This is a genomic window from Anoxybacillus sp. ST70 (assembly GCF_019553625.1).
GTDB lineage: Bacteria > Bacillota > Bacilli > Bacillales > Anoxybacillaceae > Anoxybacillus > Anoxybacillus gonensis.
In genome coordinates this window covers 596,785-616,724 of sequence record NZ_JAHZOF010000001.1, presented here as the reverse complement: position 1 = coordinate 616,724, position 19,940 = coordinate 596,785, and the positions used below count along the sequence as shown (strand labels likewise).

Annotated in this window: 11 protein-coding genes; 9 read left to right on the top strand and 2 right to left on the bottom strand. The window is 42.9% G+C overall.

The genetic code is table 11. The features are described 5' to 3' along the window. The first annotated feature begins 980 nt into the window (after positions 1 to 980). The gene (locus K1I43_RS03175; protein ID WP_238148435.1) at positions 981 to 1,340 is read left to right on the top strand and encodes a helix-turn-helix domain-containing protein; all 360 of its coding nucleotides are present in this window, start codon (positions 981 to 983) and stop codon (positions 1,338 to 1,340) included. Positions 1,341 to 1,357: 17 nt separating this feature from the next. Here the strand turns inward: K1I43_RS03175 and K1I43_RS03170 are convergent, their stop codons facing one another. Continuing rightward, positions 1,358 to 3,463, bottom strand: coding sequence for a methyl-accepting chemotaxis protein (locus K1I43_RS03170; RefSeq protein WP_019417026.1), 2,106 nt, complete (start codon positions 3,461 to 3,463; stop codon positions 1,358 to 1,360). Positions 3,464 to 3,545: 82 nt separating this feature from the next. Next, positions 3,546 to 4,136, bottom strand: a complete 591-nt coding sequence (locus tag K1I43_RS03165; RefSeq protein ID WP_019417025.1) for an SCO family protein — start codon at positions 4,134 to 4,136, stop codon at positions 3,546 to 3,548. 142 nt (positions 4,137 to 4,278) lie between these two features. Here K1I43_RS03165 and K1I43_RS03160 point away from each other — a divergent pair, with 142 nt between their 5' ends. The 8 genes from K1I43_RS03160 (at position 4,279) to K1I43_RS03125 (ending at position 19,932) form a co-directional block, all read left to right on the top strand. Continuing rightward, complete coding sequence (locus K1I43_RS03160) at positions 4,279 to 5,526, top strand: M48 family metallopeptidase (protein WP_035064797.1); 1,248 nt, start codon at positions 4,279 to 4,281, stop codon at positions 5,524 to 5,526. A 209-nt stretch (positions 5,527 to 5,735) separates the two neighbouring features. Then, entirely contained in the window at positions 5,736 to 7,022 is a 1,287-nt protein-coding gene (gene aceA / locus K1I43_RS03155; RefSeq protein ID WP_019417023.1) for an isocitrate lyase, read from the top strand. Between the two features lie 88 nt (positions 7,023 to 7,110). Further along, on the top strand, positions 7,111 to 7,629 hold the full coding sequence (locus K1I43_RS03150; RefSeq protein ID WP_220382613.1) for a competence protein ComK: 519 nt from the start codon (positions 7,111 to 7,113) through the stop codon (positions 7,627 to 7,629). 65 nt (positions 7,630 to 7,694) lie between these two features. Further along, positions 7,695 to 8,297: a TVP38/TMEM64 family protein gene (locus K1I43_RS03145; RefSeq protein WP_220382612.1), complete on the top strand. Its 603-nt coding sequence runs from the start codon at positions 7,695 to 7,697 to the stop codon at positions 8,295 to 8,297. 15 nt (positions 8,298 to 8,312) lie between these two features. Next, the gene (gene addB, locus K1I43_RS03140; RefSeq protein WP_136260256.1) at positions 8,313 to 11,777 is read left to right on the top strand and encodes a helicase-exonuclease AddAB subunit AddB; all 3,465 of its coding nucleotides are present in this window, start codon (positions 8,313 to 8,315) and stop codon (positions 11,775 to 11,777) included. 4 nt (positions 11,778 to 11,781) lie between these two features. Continuing rightward, a complete protein-coding gene (addA, locus tag K1I43_RS03135; protein ID WP_136260257.1) occupies positions 11,782 to 15,411 on the top strand; it encodes a helicase-exonuclease AddAB subunit AddA in 3,630 nt (1,209 codons plus the stop codon). Position 15,412: 1 nt separating this feature from the next. Beyond that, entirely contained in the window at positions 15,413 to 16,576 is a 1,164-nt protein-coding gene (locus K1I43_RS03130) for an exonuclease SbcCD subunit D (RefSeq protein ID WP_019417020.1), read from the top strand. Next, positions 16,573 to 19,932 (top strand): SbcC/MukB-like Walker B domain-containing protein, encoded by a 3,360-nt coding sequence (locus K1I43_RS03125; protein WP_019417019.1) that lies wholly within the window; start codon positions 16,573 to 16,575, stop codon positions 19,930 to 19,932. The genes K1I43_RS03130 and K1I43_RS03125 overlap by 4 nt, the downstream gene beginning before the upstream one ends. Positions 19,933 to 19,940: the final 8 nt, after the last annotated feature.

Sequence of the window (19,940 nt, the reverse complement as noted above, 5' to 3'; positions counted from 1 at the left end):
ATCTATTCATGAGACATGAACCTCCTTGTGGATAGTTGTGGCACATCTATTTTAACCAAGGAATCGGGTTCATGTCTCCTTTTTTGTTTGGTTGTAAATTTATGTTAGCGAATTTGCTCATCTACAGACACATTTGGAATTTCTTCACGCGCTGCTCGTTCTCTTAAGGTGTAGATTGTCATTTCTATATGTTTGGATACGGCGTAACTTACTGCTAAATAAAATATCACGAAAGTAGGCAAAAAGGCGATTGATATGATGAAAAAAGAAACATGCTCGTTCAGATTGTTTTGAATAAACATACAATGAATCGTCAATACATACATAATTGATAAAGAAATGCCACTCACGCCATAATGGATGAACGTTTTGAAAGTTGATGTATGAGGAAAATCCGACGCTATGATAGCACTTCGGTATCCTAGACGAAAAAAATAATCTACATCGTATTGAATTACCTTTAGTAATGAACGATTGACGACATAAAAAAGAATGCTGTGAAACATGCCGTATAAACAGGCAGATAAAAGTAAATGCATGCTAGGTAGTGAAATGAAAAATAGTAGAACGAAAAAAAACGTAAAACAGAAAAAAACAAGATACATGACTTTTGTCGAGAATCGTTTTAAAGAGTAAACATATTGATAAATATGACCATCATTTTTTTTATTTTTTAGGGACTGCAGTTTTTGTTCTTTTTTTAAAAAAAATGCGAGAAAGAGAAGCACCGTAATAAACCATGCACTTGTGATGTGAAAAAATTTAGAATTATTTATGTATGCCAGCACGCATGCGATAAATGTGTAACAACACACTACTCCGATTATAATGGTCCGTTTTGCATGAGCATAAACGTCCATGAATCCACCGCCCTGTTATGATAACAAAAGATGAATAAAGGTTTATTCATGTCATATTATAGTTTCTTTTTAGGAATTTTTCAATAAAAAATCCAAAAAAAGAAACAAAAAATGAAGGGAATGGTAAATGTGGATGATGTAAAAGTAGTAATTAGTAAAAGAATTAAACAACGACTTAAGCAATTGAATTTAAAACAAAAAGATTTAGCCGAACAAACAGGACAGTCGAAAAGCACGATTAATAAAATAGTGAATGGAACGGTAACGCCAAGAGTAGATTTACTTATCCCAATTAGTAGAGTATTAGATGTTTCGATAGATTGGCTAGTAGCGAATGAGCGCAAAAACAGACATCAACATAAAAATAGAATAGAGGAGGAAATTATCGAGGCTCTACGTCAATTGGATGAAGCGAAACGAGTACATATTTATTTCATCGTTTCCTATATTTTAAAGGTGCTTGAAGAGAAAAAAAAGTAGATCAGCGACGTGCTGATCTACAAATTAAATTGTTGAATAAGTTGTTGTAATTTAGATGAAATGCTAGCTAGCTGTTTTGAAGATTCATCTAGTTGTTTTGAAATGCTTGTTTGTTCATCTACTGAATTTGTTGCTTGCTGAATGTCATGTTGCACATCTTTAGCGTTTTCAACAATATTTTCAATTGATGCTGTTACTTGTTCAACGCCTGCTGACATTTGTTCAGTTGCAGCAGATATTTCTTGAATTTCTTCCGATACGATATTTGTTTTTTGGACGATTCGTTCAAATGTTTGAGCCGTGTCCGTAATCACAATGCTTCCTTGTTTAATATCGTCCGCTCCTTGTTTTGTTACTTCTTCTACTTCTTTTACTTGGTGTTGAACGCGTCCAATCAGATCGCTCACTTGTTTTGCCGCATCGTCCGCTTGTTCAGCTAGCTTCCGTACTTCTTCTGCAACAACGGCGAATCCTCTTCCTGATTCTCCCGCACGGGCAGCTTCGATGGCAGCATTTAAAGCAAGCAAATTCGTTTGCGATGAAATTGTGCTAATTGTTGCCACGATATGTCCGATTTGTTCGGAGTAAGATGTCAGATCGCTGACTTGTTTAGAAATAAGAGAAAACGACTGTTCGATTTGATTCATTTGTTTCACTGTTTGTTCAAGGTGCTCTTTTCCTCGTTTTGCTTCATCTGACATTTCTTTTGCGGAATCCGCTACTTCAGACGTCGACTCTGCGAGTTTTTGAACGCCAATAGCCATTTCCTCCATCGCTTTCATGCTTTCTAGCAACGCTTCTGTTTGTGAAGTGGTGCGTTCCGTTATTTCGCTCATCACTTCATGTACGTATGCACTTGCTTCACTATTTTGTTCTGCGCTTGTTGCGATGCGCTCTGCTTCGTCTGTGAGCAGCTTGCTTTCATCAGTCAATGTTCCGATTTGTTCACGAAGTTTTTCAGTCATTGTTTTCATCGCGTTTGTCAACGTACCAATTTCATCATGGTAAGGTAATGCTTCAATTTGGACGTTCAACTGACCTTGAGCGATTTGTTCAGCTGTATAGGCAACTTGACGAACTGGCTGTAAAATACGACGTAAAGTAAATGTAATAAACGATGAGAGCAACAAAACAATAAACAAAATTCCTATTACTCCTTCTATTGCTAATGTTTTCACATGTTTAAACACTGTATCAGAAGGAACAGATAACACAAGTGCCCACGTTTTATTGAACTGCGAGAGTTCAATTGGAGCAAAAGCTCGCAACACATCGCTTTGAATGAGTTTAGAATAAATTTCATCGGAAAAATGTTCTTTGTTTTTTATACGTTGTAAAACCGTCTTTTTATCATCTAATGTAATAACTTTACCAATCGCCTTTTCTCCTAGACCACTCGCAATAATTTTTCCGTTATGATCAATAAAATTCAAATACCCACCTAAAGGCTTTTGTTTGCTGACGAGTTCTTGTAAAAAGGATACTTCAAAATCAACTCCGATAATTCCTAAAAATTCGTTTGTTTTTGGATCGAGAAGCGGTAAAATGAGGGAAGTGAGCAATACGTTTTCTCCATTGATTTCATAATTGTATGGTTCAAGCAAAAGAGGCTCTTTTGTATTTTTCGGGATCAAGTAATAGTCCCCAGCCCCCTCTTTATCATAGTCGCGGCTTGCTTCAACTATAATTGTTCCGTTGCTCCGAACAACATAAGGAACGAAACGTCCTGTTGGATCATGACCTTCTGTATTTGCGTAGTCTACGTCTTTTCTGTCAAATTGATTTGGTTCCCATAGCGTGTAAATTCCTAACAGTTGATCATTATCTGAAAGGAGCTTATGCATATGTTCCAACACTTGTTCGCGTGTTAAACGGTTTTCTTTAGCAAATAACATATATTGCCCAAACGTACGTGTAATCGTTTCTGCATTAGAGAAAAGTGACTCAATGTCATTTGCATAACTTTTCGTCTCTGAAACAGCATATTTTTTCGTTAATTGTTTTTCTTCTTCTAAAAATTGATTCAATAAAATAGAAATCGCAGCGAATGCAATGATAGAAACAGTTGCGGATAATAAAAAAGCTGTTCGGAAAATTAAACTGCGATCTTTCCACCTTTTCATCTTTCTGACCTCCTTGTATAGTTCGATAGTCCTGCCATACCATCATAAAAGAAATGGAGTGGTCTGACAAGGGAAAAAGAGACTATTTGGCCTCTTTTACAATTTCTTTATATACTTTCTCTTTATCGAAACCTTTTTCACCCATGCCGAATGTTTCGATGACGCGGTTGTTTTCGTCTAAAAAGTATGTGAGCGTCGTATGGATCAGCATGCCGTTTCCAGGATCGCGATATAAGAAGTCGAAGGCATCTGCTACTTTTTTCGTATCTTCTTCACTTCCTCGTAAAAAAATCCATCCTTCGTCATCGCTTTCCACTCCGAACATGTTCGCATACGTTTGCATCACTTGTTGTGTGTCGCGTGTTGGGTCAATGGTAATCGTAATAAATTCGACTTTGTTTTTAAATAGGCCGTCTTTTTCCAACCGTTCTTTTAGCTGTTTCATTTGAAATGACGTACTTGGACAAATGTCGGGACAGTTTGTGTACACGAACTCTAATAGGCGCACTTTCGGTTCCATGTTACGAAATGAATACGGTTTTCCCCATGCGGTTTCCATCGTCACGTCTTTTGGAAACTCCATTTTATCTTGTCGGTAAAAAGAAAAATAAAACATCCCAATGCCGATACAAATGGCAAGTAAGCTAAAAAAGCTAATGTATAGTTTTTTCAATGTGATCCCTCCCACTTTCATCATACATAATCAACGTGTCAATGAGGAGAATGGGACGTGACAATTATTTGAATTTTTTCGTTGTTCTAAATGGAGAATGAAAAACTAAACTAATAGTAACGATGGACAAGGGGGAAAGATCATGAGAAAAATTGCTTTTTGGACGTTGTTTTTGTATGGGATATATGCGCTGTTTTTCGCATTTTACTTATTTCAATGGACAGACTCTTCCATTCCAGCGCAATATAAAGGAACGAGTGCAGATCCGGCGACGTTTTTAACGAAAAAAGAACTCATGTTGACTGAACAGTTTTCCGAAGTGAAAAACTTTTTATTCTTTTTATCTATTCCGTATGAATGGGTCATTTATATATTTGTGCTACTGTTCGGCTTGTCGGCACGATTTCAGCAATGGGCGGAAGCGACGGTGAAACGGAAATGGATGCAAACAGCCATTTACGTATTTTGGCTATCGCTTCTTGTACAAGTTGTGACGTTTCCGCTTAGCTATATAAGCTATTCCGTTGCGAAAATGTATCACATTTCTACACAAACGTTTTCAAGCTGGATGCGCGATGAACTCATTGATTTTTGGGTAAATTACGCCATCATGGTCGTGATCGTTTATGTGTTATATGGGCTTATGAAAAAATTTGAAAAACGATGGTGGGTGTACGCATGGCTTTGTTCTATTCCGTTTACGCTTTTTTTAACGTTTATTCAACCTGTTTTTATCGATCCACTTTATAACGATTTTTATCCTTTAAAAAACAAACAGTTAGAAGCAAAAATTTTAGCGTTAGCAGAAAAAGCTAACATCCCTGCTGAACACGTATTTGAAGTAAATATGTCGGAAAAAACGAACGCGCTTAACGCGTACGTCACAGGCATCGGCAGCAACTCACGCATTGTGTTATGGGATACGACATTGGAGCGGTTAAGCGAAGATGAAATTTTATTTATTATGGCTCATGAGATGGCGCATTATGTGATGAAGCATATGTATTGGGGGATTGGTTTATATATTGTGGTGACATGGATCGGACTGTTGTTGACAAATCGATGGATGAAGCGGATAGTTGGGCGTTTTGGCACACTTTTCCGAATAAAAAAATGGAACGACCTTTCTTCCTTACCTGTTTTTTTACTTCTCATTTCGCTATTAAGTTTTGCAGCAAGTCCTGCGATGAATGCAATTTCCCGCTATGAAGAACATGCGGCAGACAAATATGCGATTGAGTTAACGAAAAATAAAGAGGCGGCCATCTCGACGTTTCAACAATTGACGCGTTCGAGTTTAAGTCAAGTACATCCACCGTATCTCGTCAAACTATTTCGTTACGGTCATCCAACGATTTTAGAACGAATTATTTTTTTAGAACAGCAGTAAACATATTTTTTTGAAAAAAATTCATAAAAATACTTTCTTTTCTGAAAATTGTGTTATATAATAAAGATGTCAAAAGGAAAATGTGTATTATAACAAAAGGGGTGAAACAAATCATAGCTCGTACATAGAGAAAAGAGCATTACAATCATTTGGGGGTCTTTTGTACGGAAACAGAGGGGTTACGATAAAAAATTAAGGGGGAGAAGGAAATGGCAACATTCGAAGAACGTGTGAAACAATTAGAAGAAAGTTGGCAATTAGATGAACGGTGGAAAGGGATTACGCGCCCGTATAGCGCAGCAGATGTCATTAAATTGCGCGGTTCGCTCGATATTGAATATACGCTTGCGCGTCGTGGGGCAGAGAAGCTTTGGCATTTATTAAATACAGAAGATTACGTTCATGCGCTCGGAGCATTAACAGGAAACCAAGCGGTACAACAAGCGAAAGCAGGCTTAAAAGCGATTTATTTAAGCGGATGGCAAGTTGCGGCGGATGCAAACTTAGCTGGGCATATGTATCCAGACCAAAGCTTATATCCGGCAAATAGCGTACCGCACGTTGTGAAACGCATTAACCAAGCGCTTCAACGCGCCGATCAAATTCAATATGTTGAAGGAAAAGAAGATGTTGATTATTTCTTGCCGATCGTAGCCGATGCGGAAGCTGGGTTTGGCGGCCAGTTGAACGTATTTGAATTAATGAAAGCGATGATTGAAGCAGGAGCAGCGGGCGTACACTTTGAAGACCAATTGTCTTCTGAGAAAAAATGCGGCCATTTAGGTGGAAAAGTGTTGCTTCCGACGCAAACAGCGATTCGCAACTTAATTGCGGCGCGACTTGCGGCAGATGTGATGGGAGTGCCGACAGTATTAATTGCGCGCACAGATGCAAACGCAGCGGATTTAATTACAAGCGACATCGATCCGCGCGACCAAGAGTTTATTACAGGCGAGCGGACACCAGAAGGGTTTTTCCGTACGCGTGCTGGATTAGATCAAGCAATTGCGCGCGGATTGGCGTATGCACCGTATGCTGATTTAATTTGGTGCGAGACGAGCGAACCGAACTTAGAAGAGGCGCGTCGTTTTGCGGAAGCGATTCATGAAAAATTCCCAGGTAAATTGCTTGCGTACAACTGCTCACCTTCATTCAACTGGAAGAAAAAGTTGGATGACGAAACGATTGCGAATTTCCAAGTGGAGCTCGGAAAAATGGGCTACAAGTTCCAGTTCGTTACATTGGCTGGCTTCCATGCCCTCAACTACAGCATGTTTATGTTAGCACACGGCTATCGCGATCGCGGCATGGCTGCTTACTCAGAGCTACAACAAGCAGAGTTTGAGGCAGAAAAATACGGTTACACAGCAACACGCCATCAACGTGAAGTCGGAACAGGATACTTTGATGAAGTATCGCTTGTCATTACAGGCGGTCAAGCATCAACTGTCGCCTTAAAAGGCTCAACAGAAGAAGAACAATTTACAAAAGCATAAAATGACATCCCCTCGAAAAAACGAGGGGATTTTTTCGTCTATTTATGGTATAATATTGTCGAAATGTGTATATAAGGGAGGGAGCAATATGCTTATCGTCGAGCATCTACATTTAACGCGCTATACGATGGGGCTTTTTCCGTTTTTTTATGACAAACATTTGTGGACGAAAGCGTTAGAGGAAGATGGAGAAGTAGTTGTGAAACAAAGTCCGATGGACATTATTGAACAAAGTTGTTTGTATTACGGCGCTAGTTTAAGAGGAAGGAAAGATGGATCAAAACATATTATTGGCACTTCGCATAAAGCACCCATTGCAGTCGAACCAACGAACGAAATTTTCTTTTTTCCAACGATCTCCCCAACGAATCCTCAATGTATATGGCTATCGCATTTACATATTCGTCATCATGAGCATGTTCAAGGTGGAAAAACGCGTATTACTTTTTCAAATGGGACGAGCGTAGGGATATGTATTTCCCATCATTCATTTGTGAACCAATTGCATCGCACAGCTCAGTTGCGGACAAAGATGAGCGAACGAATTGAAGCGCGCGAACGAAAAATGATGTATTTGTTATATTTGCGGGAAAGGGAATGGTCGTAATAGTTTTCTCTTTTCCTCTAAACTTGTACAATATAAACATGAGCACGTAGCAAAGGGGTTACTGTATGAGTTTAGAGGAATTAAAACAATGGTTTACGATCAAACATATGCTTCACATGTTAGCGGAATATCGTTCATTTGGCGTTATTCCGGGCATCATCTTGCCGATGGCAGAGGCGTTTTTACCGTTTTTGCCGCTTTTCGTTTTTGTCATGGCAAACGCAGCGGCATTCGGTCTTTGGAAAGGATTTTTCATCTCATGGATTGGAACGAGCGCAGGCTCACTGCTCGTCTTTTTTCTCGTTCGAAAAGTTGGAAGACAACGATTTTTCTCCTTTTTACATCGCCATCCGACCATTCGCCGCATGATGCATTGGATTGAGCGTCGCGGCTTTGGCCCGCTCTTTTTATTACTTTGTTTTCCGTTTACACCATCTGCGGCAGTAAATGTCGTGGCAGGATTATCAGGCATTGCGATGCAGCAATATATGCTTGCTGTGTTGCTCGGAAAAATGGTGATGGTGTTTACGATTAGTTTTATCGGCTATGACGTTGTCGCTTTAATTCGTCAACCGATGCGCACTGTATTTGTCGCGGCCGCTATTTTTCTTCTTTGGTACGTCGGAAAAAAAATCGAGCGACGTTTCGCATTGCACGATGGAAAATAAGAAAGGATGAATGATATGTCTGTACGCTTTATCATCGGGCGGTCGGGAAGCGGAAAAACGACGATGTGTTTAACGGAAATCATCGAACAACTTGTGCATGAACCCGATGGCGATCCGATTATATACCTTGTTCCTGAACAAATGACGTTTCAATCGGAATATGCTCTCATGAACGCAAACATGAAAGGAATGATTCGCGCACAAGTGTTTAGTTTCACGCGCCTCGCTTGGCGCGTCTTGCAAGAGACAGGCGGCATGAGCCGCCATCATTTAACGCAAACAGGCGTACATATGTTGCTAAGGAAAATTGTTGAACAACAAAAAGAACAGTTAAAGCTGTTTCGAAAAGCAGCCGACAAACGCGGCTTTATTGAACAACTTGAACAAATGTTGACGGAATATAAACGATATTGTGTGACGCCAGCCGCATTAAAACAAACGGAAGAAGAGCTGCGCCGTCATGCGACCGCAAACGAAATGGTGCTTGCTGATAAATTAAAAGATACAGCGATGATTTTTGAGCAATTTGAACAACAGATGGCTCATCATTATGTCGATTCAGAAGATTATTTGCGTTTGCTTGCGGAAAAAATTCGCCATTCTTCCTATATGAAACGTGCACGCATTTATATGGATGGATTTTATGAATTTACGCCGCAAGAATATATGGTGATTGAACAGTTGTTTATTCATTGCCCACATGTGACTGTTGCGCTTACGTTAGACGCTCCGTATGAACAACTACCAAACGATTTGCACGTATTTCGTAGCACGTGGCGAACGTATGCCCAACTGCGCGAAATGGCGCTACAAAATGGAGTGGCGATTGAAAAAGTAGAACAACTTCATGAAAACGTCCGCCACAAACATGAAGAACTTCGTCATCTTGAAGCACATTACGATGATCGTCCTGTATGTGTATGGCCAAAACAAACGGAAGCAATTGTCATTGGAGAAGCGACCACGCGCCGAGCAGAAATGGAAGGCATTGCTCGTGAAATCATTCGGCTTGTGCGAGATGAAGGATATCGCTATCGTGACATCGCTTTGCTCATTCGCAACGTTTCAGACTATCGTGATGTGTTAAAAACGGTATTTGCAGATTATCGCATTCCGTATTTTATTGATGAAAAAGAACCGATGCTTGATCATCCGTTCGTTGAATGTTTGCGCGCAAGCATCGAAGCGGTACGGACGAACTTTCGCTACGAAGCGGTATTTCGTGCTGTGAAAACCGACTTGTTTTTTTCGCTTGACGAGCCGATACATCAGATGCGCATGGCGATCGATCAACTTGAAAACTACGTGCTCGCTTCGGGCATACAAGGAGACAAATGGACAGAACATTGGACGTACCGCAAGTATAAAGGGCTCGAAGGGATCCATGCGCCACAAACAGATGAAGAAAAACGGTATGAGCAACAATTAAATGAATGGCGCAAGCTTGTCATTTCCCCGTTGTTGTTTTTACAAAAGCGATTAAAACAAGCAAAGACAGGGCGTGAACGATGCGAAGCGCTATATGCATACGCGGAACAACTTCACATTCCACAAAAGCTACAACGATGGCGCGATGAAGCGGAAGAGAGAGGCGACTTGACTGCTATGCGTCATCATGAGCAAGTATGGCAAGCATTTATTCATTTGCTTGATGAATATGTTGAAATATTAGGCGATGAATCCCTTTCGCTCGAAACGTTTTTCACCATTATTGAAACGGGATTAGAAAGTTTGCAGTTTTCTCTCGTGCCACCGGCAACCGATCAAGTGTTAATTGCTCATTTTGATCGTTCCCGCCTTTCCAACATTCGCTGTACGTTTCTTGCCGGAGTCAATGAAGGCATTATTCCGATGCGCAAAAACGATGATGGGATGTTGTCGGAAGTGGATCGGGAATTGTTGCATCATTATTCTGTACGCGTTGCCCCAGCAAGCCGCGATCGCTTGCTTGATGAGCCGTTTTTGCTTTATTTGGCGCTCGTTAGCCCGTCTGAACGTTTATATGTTACGTATGCGTTAGCGGACGAGCAAGAAAAAACGTTGTTGCCATCGATGTTTATGAAGCGGTTAACAGATATGTTTCCGCATGTGAAAAAAATGCAATGGGGAGCCGATCCGTTTTTCCTTCCGCTTCATGAACAATTGTCATATATGACAAACGATATTGCCACACTCGGTCCGTTAGTGCAGCAACTTGAAGCATGGAAGCGACAATACGCCATCGCTCCGATGTGGTGGGATGTATACAACACCTATGTGCAACATGAACAATGGAAAGAACGAATCGCGGTCGTTGTGCGTGCGTTATTTTATGAAAACCGCGCGAAACAGTTACGTAAGCAGTTGGCGAAAGAGCTATATGGGAAAAAAGTGAAGGCAAGCATTTCACGTATGGAGACATTTAACCGTTGTCCGTTCGCTCATTTTGCCGCGCACGGTTTAAAGTTAAAGGAACGAACGGTCTTTCAATTAAAGGCGCCAGATATGGGACAGTTGTTTCACGAAGCGTTAAAAGTGATTGCGAATCGCCTGCGAGAAGAACGGCTTCCATGGAGTGAATTATCAAAGCAACAATGTGAACAGTTGTCATATGAGGCGGTGGAGCAAATTGCTCCGTACATTCAACAAGAAGTGTTGTTAAGCACGCACCGTTATCGATATATGAAGAAAAAGTTACAGACGATTATGACGAAAGCCACCACCGTATTAAGCGAACATGCGAAAAGAAGCGGATTTGTACCGATTGGCGTTGAATTAGGGTTTGGTGAAGGGGAGTTGCTCCCGCCGCTTTCGTTTACATTATCGGACGGGACGGTGTTGCAGTTTGTCGGGCGCATTGACCGCGTCGATCAAGCAACGAGCGAACAAGGTGTACTTCTTCGCATTATTGATTATAAATCGAAACAAAAGACGCTTGATTTAACGGAAGTATATTACGGTTTAGCGTTACAAATGTTAGCGTATTTAGATGTCGTGCTTGAGTATGCGGAAAAGCTCGTTGGCACATCGGCGTTTCCAGCAGGGGTGTTGTACTTTCCGATTCATAACCCGACGATGAAACTGAATGAATGGCTTGAAGAGCACGAGCTAGAGAAAAAGTTTTTAGAACAGTTTAAAATGGGTGGCTACGTGTTAGCCGACAAACAAACGGTGCGGCTGATGGATGAACAAGTAGAGCCGGGGACGAGTTCTCTCGTTATTCCTGTTCGATTAAATAAAAATGGAACGTTTGCGCAACATTCGAAAGTGTTAACTGAGCAACAATTTACGATGTTGCGGCAACATGTCCGCCGTCTGATCGTCGATGTAGGTGAACAAATGGTTGACGGTGTGACGCATATTGCACCGTACAAACAAAAAAATAAAACCGCTTGTCAATATTGTGAGTTTCGCGATGTGTGCCAATTTGACGAAGGGGTCGATGCGGAACAATATCGCGTGTTCACACCGAAAAATATAGATGAATGGTTAAAGGGGTGATCGTGTGATTCCGCCAAAACCGCGAGAAAGCCAATGGACAGATGAACAATGGAAAGCGATTTATGCCACAGGTCAACATACGCTCGTTGCCGCCGCCGCAGGATCAGGAAAAACAGCGGTGCTTGTCGAGCGCATCATTCAAAAAATATTGCATAAAGAGCGGCCGATCGATGTCGATCGGTTGCTTGTCGTGACGTTTACGAACGCTGCGGCGGCAGAAATGCGCCAACGTATCGGAGAAGCGTTAGAGAGAGCGCTTGAAAATGAACCGCACTCGCTTCATTTACGCAGGCAGCTCAGTCTTTTGCAAAAAGCGTCCATTTCCACGATTCACTCGTTTTGTTTAGATGTCATTCGCAAATATTATTACATGATCGGCATTGATCCGGTGTTTCGCATCGCGGATGAAGGGGAAATGGCGCTGTTAAAAGAAGAAGTGTTAGAAACGTTATTTGAACAATATTATGCGGAAAACGATGAAGCATTTTTAGCTGTTGTTGACAAATATACGAGCGATCGGACAGATGCGGATTTACAAACGCTTATTCTACAGCTATATGAATTTTCTCGTTCCCATCCAAACCCGAACGAATGGTTACAACAAATCGTTCATATGTACGATGTCGAAGAAGGGGTGCGCGTCGACGATTTACCGTATGCCCATTACCTTTTTCAAGCGGTTGATTTGGCGCTTGAGGCGGCGGAACAACGTTTGGCGCAAGCGTTGCAAAAAACGAAAGAGCCAGGTGGACCGGATTATTTGTATGAGACGCTCGTTAGCGACCAACAAGTGATTGCGAAGCTGAAAGAGGCGCGTGCTGAATCGTGGCAAAAGCTACATGAAACGATCAAAAACGTATCGTTTGCGACGGCAAAAAGAAAGCCGAAAGATGGAGCATATGGCGAGCAATTAATTGATGAGGTAAAAAAGCTGCGCGAGCAAGTGAAAAAAGAAATAAGCAGCGTAACAGAAGAATTGTTTTCGTTTCAACCGGCGACATACGTGCGCCATTTGCGCGAGATGAAGCCGATGGTTGCCACGATCATACAAATGGTGCGCCGGTTTGCCGAGCAATTGCAAACGAAAAAAGACGAAAAAGGGATCGTTGACTTTTCAGACTTAGAACATTACTGTTTACACATTTTACGCGATCGTTCTGCGGAACATGAGTTCAAGCCGTCGGAAGCGGCTCTTTATTATCGAGCGCAATTTGTTGAAGTGCTCGTCGACGAATACCAAGATACAAATATGGTGCAAGAGTCTATTTTACGGCTCGTATGTAACGACGATGAAGCGACAGGCAATTTGTTTATGGTCGGCGATGTAAAGCAATCGATTTACGGCTTTCGTCTTGCGGAACCGTCGCTTTTTTTACAAAAATATGAGCGGTTTACGAAAGACGGCGAGGGTGGATTGCGCATTGATTTAGCGAAAAACTTTCGCAGCCGAGAAGAAATATTAGACGGAACGAACTTTATTTTCCGGCAACTCATGACGGAAACGGTCGGGGACATGCGCTATGACGATGATGCGGCGCTTCGCTTTGGCGCGCGTGATTATCCGGAAAAACAAGTGCCGGTCGAATGTGTGTGGATTAATGAAGCAAAAGAAGAAATCGATGAAGAGGAACAAGAAGATGTGACGGCCGTTCAGCTTGAAGCGCGGTGGATCGCGAAAAAAATCAAACAACTGCTTGCCGAGCCATTTTTCGTTTACGACCGTCGCTTAAAAGGAGAACGGCGTCTGATGTATCGCGACATCGTCATTTTATGTCGCTCGATGTCGGCTGCTTCAGCGATGTTAGAAGAATTTCGGAAGCAAAACGTTCCTGTCTATGCCGAGTTGTCGACAGGTTACTTTTCAGCGACCGAAGTGTCTATCATGTTATCGCTTTTGAAAGTGATTGATAATCCGTATCAAGACATTCCGCTGGCAGCGGTGCTTCGCTCACCCATTGTTGGATTGGACGAAAATGAGTTGGCGCGCATTCGTTTGGCGAAAAAAGACGGGGCATTTTATGAGGCGCTGCTTGCTTTTATCGAGCAGTCACAAGAGGATGAGCTTTATGCAAAAGTGAAACGTTGGCTTTCGTATTTATCGGAGTGGCGTACAGCGGCAAGACAAAAGCCGCTTGCTGATTTCATTTGGCAATTGTATCGTGACACAAACTTTTACGACTACGTCGGCGGAATGCCGGGAGGAAAACAGCGGCAAGCGAATTTGCGCGCGTTGTATGACCGCGCAAAACAATATGAAAAAACATCGTTTCGCGGCATTTTTCGTTTTTTACGTTTTATTGAGCGGCTAAAAGAGCGCGAAGACGATTTTGGAGCGGCCCGTTCGCTCACGGAACAAGAAGATGTGGTGCGCATGATGACGATTCATAAAAGTAAAGGGCTTGAGTTCCCGATCGTCTTTTTAGCAGGTGCCGCAAAACGATTTAATACGAAAGATTTGCGCGGCGACTACATATTAGATAAAGATTTCGGATTAGGGATGCGCTTTGTTCATCCGACGTGGCGCGCAAGTTATCCGACGATCGCGCAGCTAGCGATCAAGAAAAAAATGAAACTTCAAATGCTTGCGGAAGAAATGCGCATTTTATACGTTGCGCTGACGCGTGCAAAAGAAAAGTTATATATCGTATCGACGGTAAAGGATATCGAAGCGGAAAAGAAAAAATGGCAAGAAGTCACTTATACATCCACGTGGGAACTTCCTGCGTATGTCATTGAAAAAGCAAAAAGCTATGCGGATTGGCTCGGTTATGCCCTCATCCGTCATCCACAAAGCATTTGTCCGTCGAAAACGGTGCTTCCGCATACATCGCTATGGGAGATGCACGTTGTGTCAGCGCATTCACTTGAGCAAGAAGATGAGCAAGCGAATGAGCATCGTGACATCGTTGAAGCGATTCAACAACTGCAACCTGTGGCGATCAAAAGCGAATATGAAGAAGAAGTGAAGCGCCGCCTTTCTTGGAAGTATACGTATGCGAGCGCAACGACGTTAAGGGCGAAACAAAGTGTATCGGAATTAAAACGGCAGCGAGACATATACGGTGGACATGCAGAACAGCCGTTTCGAAAAGAAATCGTTGAACGGCCGCGCTTTTTACAAGCGAAAACGATGACGCCAGCCGAACGAGGAACGATTATGCATCTTGTGATGCAACATATTGACGTAACAAAAGAAGTGACCGTTCACGCAGTGCAGGAGCAAATCGCGCGCATGATAAACGGAGAATGGCTCACCGAAGAGCAAGCAAAAGCGGTTGATATAGAAAGCATCGTTGCCTTTTTTCACACTTCGGTCGGCAGGCGAATGCAACGGGCGAAGCGACTTGAACGGGAAGTGCCGTTTTATTTGGCGCAGGAGATGGAGGGGGAAACGGTGATCGTTCAAGGAGTCATTGATTGCATATTTGAAGATGAAGAAGGGCTCGTTTTAATTGACTATAAAACAGATCGCATATCGTGGATGAACGATCCTAAACAACAACTAAAGCGACGATACGAAGGACAATTGGCGTTATATCGTGAAGCGATTGAAGCGATTTGGAAAAAGAAAGTGACAGAAACGTACGTGTACGCTTTTGACGGTGCGCTACTTGTAGCGATGGGAGGGGATTAATTTGCGTATTTTGCATACAGCTGATTGGCATTTAGGGAAAACGCTTGAAGGGCGAAGCCGTTTACCCGAGCAAGAAGCGGTGATCGATGAAATAGTAGAAATTGTACAAAAAGAAAACATCGATGTCGTATTGCTTGCTGGCGATGCGTTTGATACAGTCAATCCACCTGCTGATGCGGAAAAGCTTTTTTATGAATCGCTTTCACGTTTGAGCGATCACGGAAAACGTCACGTTGTTGTCATTGCGGGAAACCACGATCATCCGGGGCGTTTAAGCGCGGCCGCTCCGATTGCAGCAAAACATGCGATTACGTTGTTAGGATTTCCAACGGATGTTGTGCAACGTTTGTATGTTCCAAAAACTAGTGAAACATTAATTGTTGCTGCCCTTCCGTATCCGTCAGAGTCGCGCTTGAACGAATTGCTTTCTGATGAATGTGATGAAACGTTGTTGCGCGCACGATATGATGAACGCATTCGCGCCATTTTTGCAAAAATGAATGCATCATTTCAAGAAGATGCCGTCAATATTGCAATGAGCCATTTATATGTTGCTGGAGGGGCAACGTGCGATTCCGAGCGCCCGATTGAGCTCGGCGGAGCGTATACGGTGTCGCCAACGAGCTTCCCTCAGCGCGCACAATATGTCGCACTCGGTCATTTGCACCGTCCTCAAGATGTGAAACATGCGGTCATGCCGGCGCGCTATTCCGGCTCACCGCTCGCCTACAGTTTTTCCGAAGCAGGATACAGCAAGTCGGTAACGATCGTTGACGTGCAGCCGCGCTGTGCTCCTGTCATTTCAGAATGTTGGCTTTCGAAAGGACGTCCGCTCGTGAAATGGAAAGCGACAGAAGGGTTAGCACAAGTGTATCGTTGGATCGAGGAAGGGCGCGACCGCGGGGCGTGGATTGATTTAGAAATTGATGTCGAGCAATCGTTAACGTTAGAGGAAACACATCGGTTGCGCAAATGTTATGACGGATTTGTTCATATTCGCCCGAATTACTTAAAAAAGGACGATGTTGTGCGTGAAGTGCGCACCGATGTCCCGATTGAAACGTTGTTTACGCGCTTTTATGAACGGCAAACAGGCGGAGGAAAGCCGTCGGAAGAGCTCGTTCAACTATTTTTGCAGCTCGTTGCTGAGGAGGATGAACGATGAAACCGATTCGTTTAACGATTGCAGGGTTGCATAGTTTTCGCCAGAAGGAAACGATTGATTTCGAACGGCTATGCGAAGGGGGATTGTTTGGCATTTTCGGTCCGACAGGAAGCGGAAAGTCGTCGATTTTAGATGCGATGACGCTCGCGTTATATGGAAATGTCGAACGCGCGGCAAATCAGACGAACGGAATTATGAACCATGCGGAAAATGAACTATTCGTTTCGTTTACATTTGAATTACAACATGCCGAAGGAGTAAAGCGATATACGGTTGAGCGCTCGTTTAAGCGCGCGGATGCGCTGCGCATTCGTTCTGTCGTCAGCCGCTTCATCGAAGAAGGAAACGAGCGCGTCGTCATCGCAGATAAGACGCGTCTTGTTGATGAACAAGTAAAACAACTGCTCGGTTTAGAAATGAAAGATTTTACAAGAGCTGTCGTTTTGCCGCAAGGAAAGTTTGCTGAATTTTTGTCGTTAAAAGGATCGGAGCGCCGTCAAATGTTGCAGCGGTTGTTTCATCTAGAACGGTATGGCGACGAATTAAATAAAAAACTAAAAAATAAATTGGCCGAAGCGTCTGCGAAGTTAGAGGCGATCAAAGGGGAGCAAGCTGGGCTTGGCGACGCTTCGAAAGAACAAGTCGAAAAACAAAAACAAGCGTTGACAGAAAGAAAAGAGGCGCTAGAGAGAGCGAAAAACGAGTTGCGTCACATGCATGAACGATATGAAAAAGAAAAACAATTATGGCAATGGCAATGCGAGAAAGAAAAAGTAGAACAACAGCTGAATGAATGGAGAAAGCAAGAAGAACGGATGAAACAGCTTGAGCAGACGTATGAACGAAGCAAAGAAGCTGAACGTCTTGCTCCGTATATTGAACAAGTAGAACGAAGCGAAAAAGAGGTTGCACATTGGCAACAAAAAGCAAGTGAACGATCTTTTCAATTACAGCAAGTGCGCACGATGTATGAACAAGCAAGCAAACAATATGAACAATGTCGTGCGAAAAAGAACGAAGAAGAGCCGAAAGCGTTGCAAAAGCAAGAGCAGCTGAAGCAAGCGCTACAAACGTTGGCGCTTATGCGGTCGCTTGAACAACAACAAGCAAAGCTACGCGCGAGTTTGCAAGAGATAGAGCAAAAAGAACAACAAGCGCGCCTTCAGGTTGACATATGCACGAAAGAATATACAACATGGAGTGCAAAACAAGCGGAATTAAAAAAACAATGGGAAGAGAAAAAAGTCGACGTGCATGTGAAAGAGCGTTTGGAACAAGCAGATGAAAAAAAGAAGCATATTCAATTGCAGTGGCAAGCGCTTGAAGAAATAGAAAAGGAAAAACAAGAAAAACAGAAAACATATGAAGCGATGAAACAAACATATGACCGAGAAATGAAACAAATGCAACAACTTGAAGCGCGTCTAGCTGAAGAGTTTCGCCATGTAGAATGGTTGTATCATCGCGTCTGTGAGCGGGAAAAGCAAGCGATGGTGCTTGTCTATCAATGGAAAGAAGAAAAAAAGCAAGTGGAAGCGGCACGATTACATGATTTAGCGGCTACGTTAGCCGAACGCTTGCGTGATGGGGAAGCTTGTCCGGTTTGTGGTTCGACGCATCATCCGAGTCGGGCAAAAAGAAAACAAGTGGCGCTCGATGAAGAAGCGCTCGAACGGATCGACCGTTCTATTCAAATCGGGGAACAGCTCGTTGCGGCGATACAGCAAATAAAAATGCAAGTCGAACAGCTGTCACAACTCATGTTACGCCACCCTTTGCCACAACGTGTCGATGCAGAAAAAGTGAAACGAGAAGTGGAAGAAGCACCGCTTTCTTCTTTAAAAGAAATCGAAACGGAAGGAAAGGCGCTGCAACAAGATTATATTGCATGCCGCGACCGGATGTATCGCTATATCGAGAAATGGAACGAACAAAAACAAAAAGAGCAACAATATGCATATCAAATGGAAACCGTTCGTCAACAAATCGCTGAATTAGAAGAAAAATGTGCGGAACGGCGCACGCGCATCGAACAAGAAAAAAAGATGTGGCATGAGACGTATCCCGATGTATCGTTTGAACAAGTCGATGACATCGTTCGCCACCTTCGTGAGCGCGAACGGGAAGCTCAACAGTTGCAACAGCGCATTGAAAAAAGCGTGACGGTACTAGATGATAAACGAGCTGAATTAGAGCGATGGAAAGAAACGTATCAAGAGGTCATAAAACAAAAAGCAGAATGGACAACTGAATGGAATATGCAACAGCAACAATATGAACAATATAAACAAACGCTGCCAGAAGGAATGGATGAGGAGTCCGTAAAACAACAGCTCATTCGTATAGAGGAAACGTTACAACGTGTCAAGCGTGAAGAAGAAGAGGCGTATGCCCGATGGATGTCATTACAACAACAACTGCATACGTTGCAAGCGGACAAACAAGCGGCAGATGTTGCTTTACAAGAAGGAATGAAGCGAAAACAAGAAGCGGAACGAATGTTGGCAGAACAATTTAAAACGACTGTTTTCAAAACGGTGGAAGATGTGCTTGACTGCTGCTTAGATGAACGAACGAAACAACAAATCGCTCATGACATTCAACAATATAAAGATGAACTGATGAAGTTGCAAAATGAATGGAAGCGACTAAATGAGGCGATGTGTGGCGTCGTCATGACGAAACAACAATGGGAAGAAACGATGCACACGTATGAACAAATGAAGCAACAAGTGGACGAACATATGCGGCAACTCGGTTCACTTGAAGCGATCGTTGCCGATTTAGAAGCGAAACATGCGCGCTTTGAACAATTGCAACAAGAGCGAATGCAACTAGAAAAGCTCGTCGGTCAGTACGAGGAGCTGCAAAAAGTGTTGCGCGGAAACAGCTTCGTTGAATTTATTGCGGAAGAACAGCTCGTTCATGTGACGCGCTATGCATCGGAACGGCTTGGCGAATTGACGAGACAGCGTTATGCGATTGAGCTAGATTCCGAAGGAGGTTTTGTCATTCGTGACGATGCAAACGGTGGTGTACGTCGTCCGGTGACAACGTTATCGGGAGGCGAAACGTTTTTAACATCCTTATCGTTAGCGTTAGCGCTATCGGCACAAATTCAGCTACGTGGGGAATATCCGTTGCAATTTTTCTTTTTAGATGAAGGATTCGGCACGCTTGACCAAGAGTTGTTAGATGTCGTCATGACCGCATTAGAACGATTGCGAGGAGAACATATGGCGATCGGGGTCATTAGCCACGTTCAAGAGTTGCATGCGCGCATGCCGAAACGGATCATTGTGAAACCAGCAGAACCGTCTGGAAAGGGAACGACGGTTCATCTTGAAGTGATGTAAAGGAGACG

Excerpts from the sequence above, each read along its gene's own strand:
- K1I43_RS03150 (WP_220382613.1), top strand. The coding sequence starts at position 7,111 with ATGCTTATCGTCGAGCATCTACATTTAACGCGCTATACGATGGGGCTT.
- K1I43_RS03170 (WP_019417026.1), bottom strand. The coding sequence starts at position 3,463 with ATGAAAAGGTGGAAAGATCGCAGTTTAATTTTCCGAACAGCTTTTTTA.
- K1I43_RS03160 (WP_035064797.1), top strand. The coding sequence starts at position 4,279 with ATGAGAAAAATTGCTTTTTGGACGTTGTTTTTGTATGGGATATATGCG.
- K1I43_RS03175 (WP_238148435.1), top strand. The coding sequence starts at position 981 with ATGGTAAATGTGGATGATGTAAAAGTAGTAATTAGTAAAAGAATTAAA.
- aceA (WP_019417023.1), top strand. The coding sequence starts at position 5,736 with ATGGCAACATTCGAAGAACGTGTGAAACAATTAGAAGAAAGTTGGCAA.
- K1I43_RS03125 (WP_019417019.1), top strand. The coding sequence starts at position 16,573 with ATGAAACCGATTCGTTTAACGATTGCAGGGTTGCATAGTTTTCGCCAG.
- addB (WP_136260256.1), top strand. The coding sequence starts at position 8,313 with ATGTCTGTACGCTTTATCATCGGGCGGTCGGGAAGCGGAAAAACGACG.
- K1I43_RS03145 (WP_220382612.1), top strand. The coding sequence starts at position 7,695 with ATGAGTTTAGAGGAATTAAAACAATGGTTTACGATCAAACATATGCTT.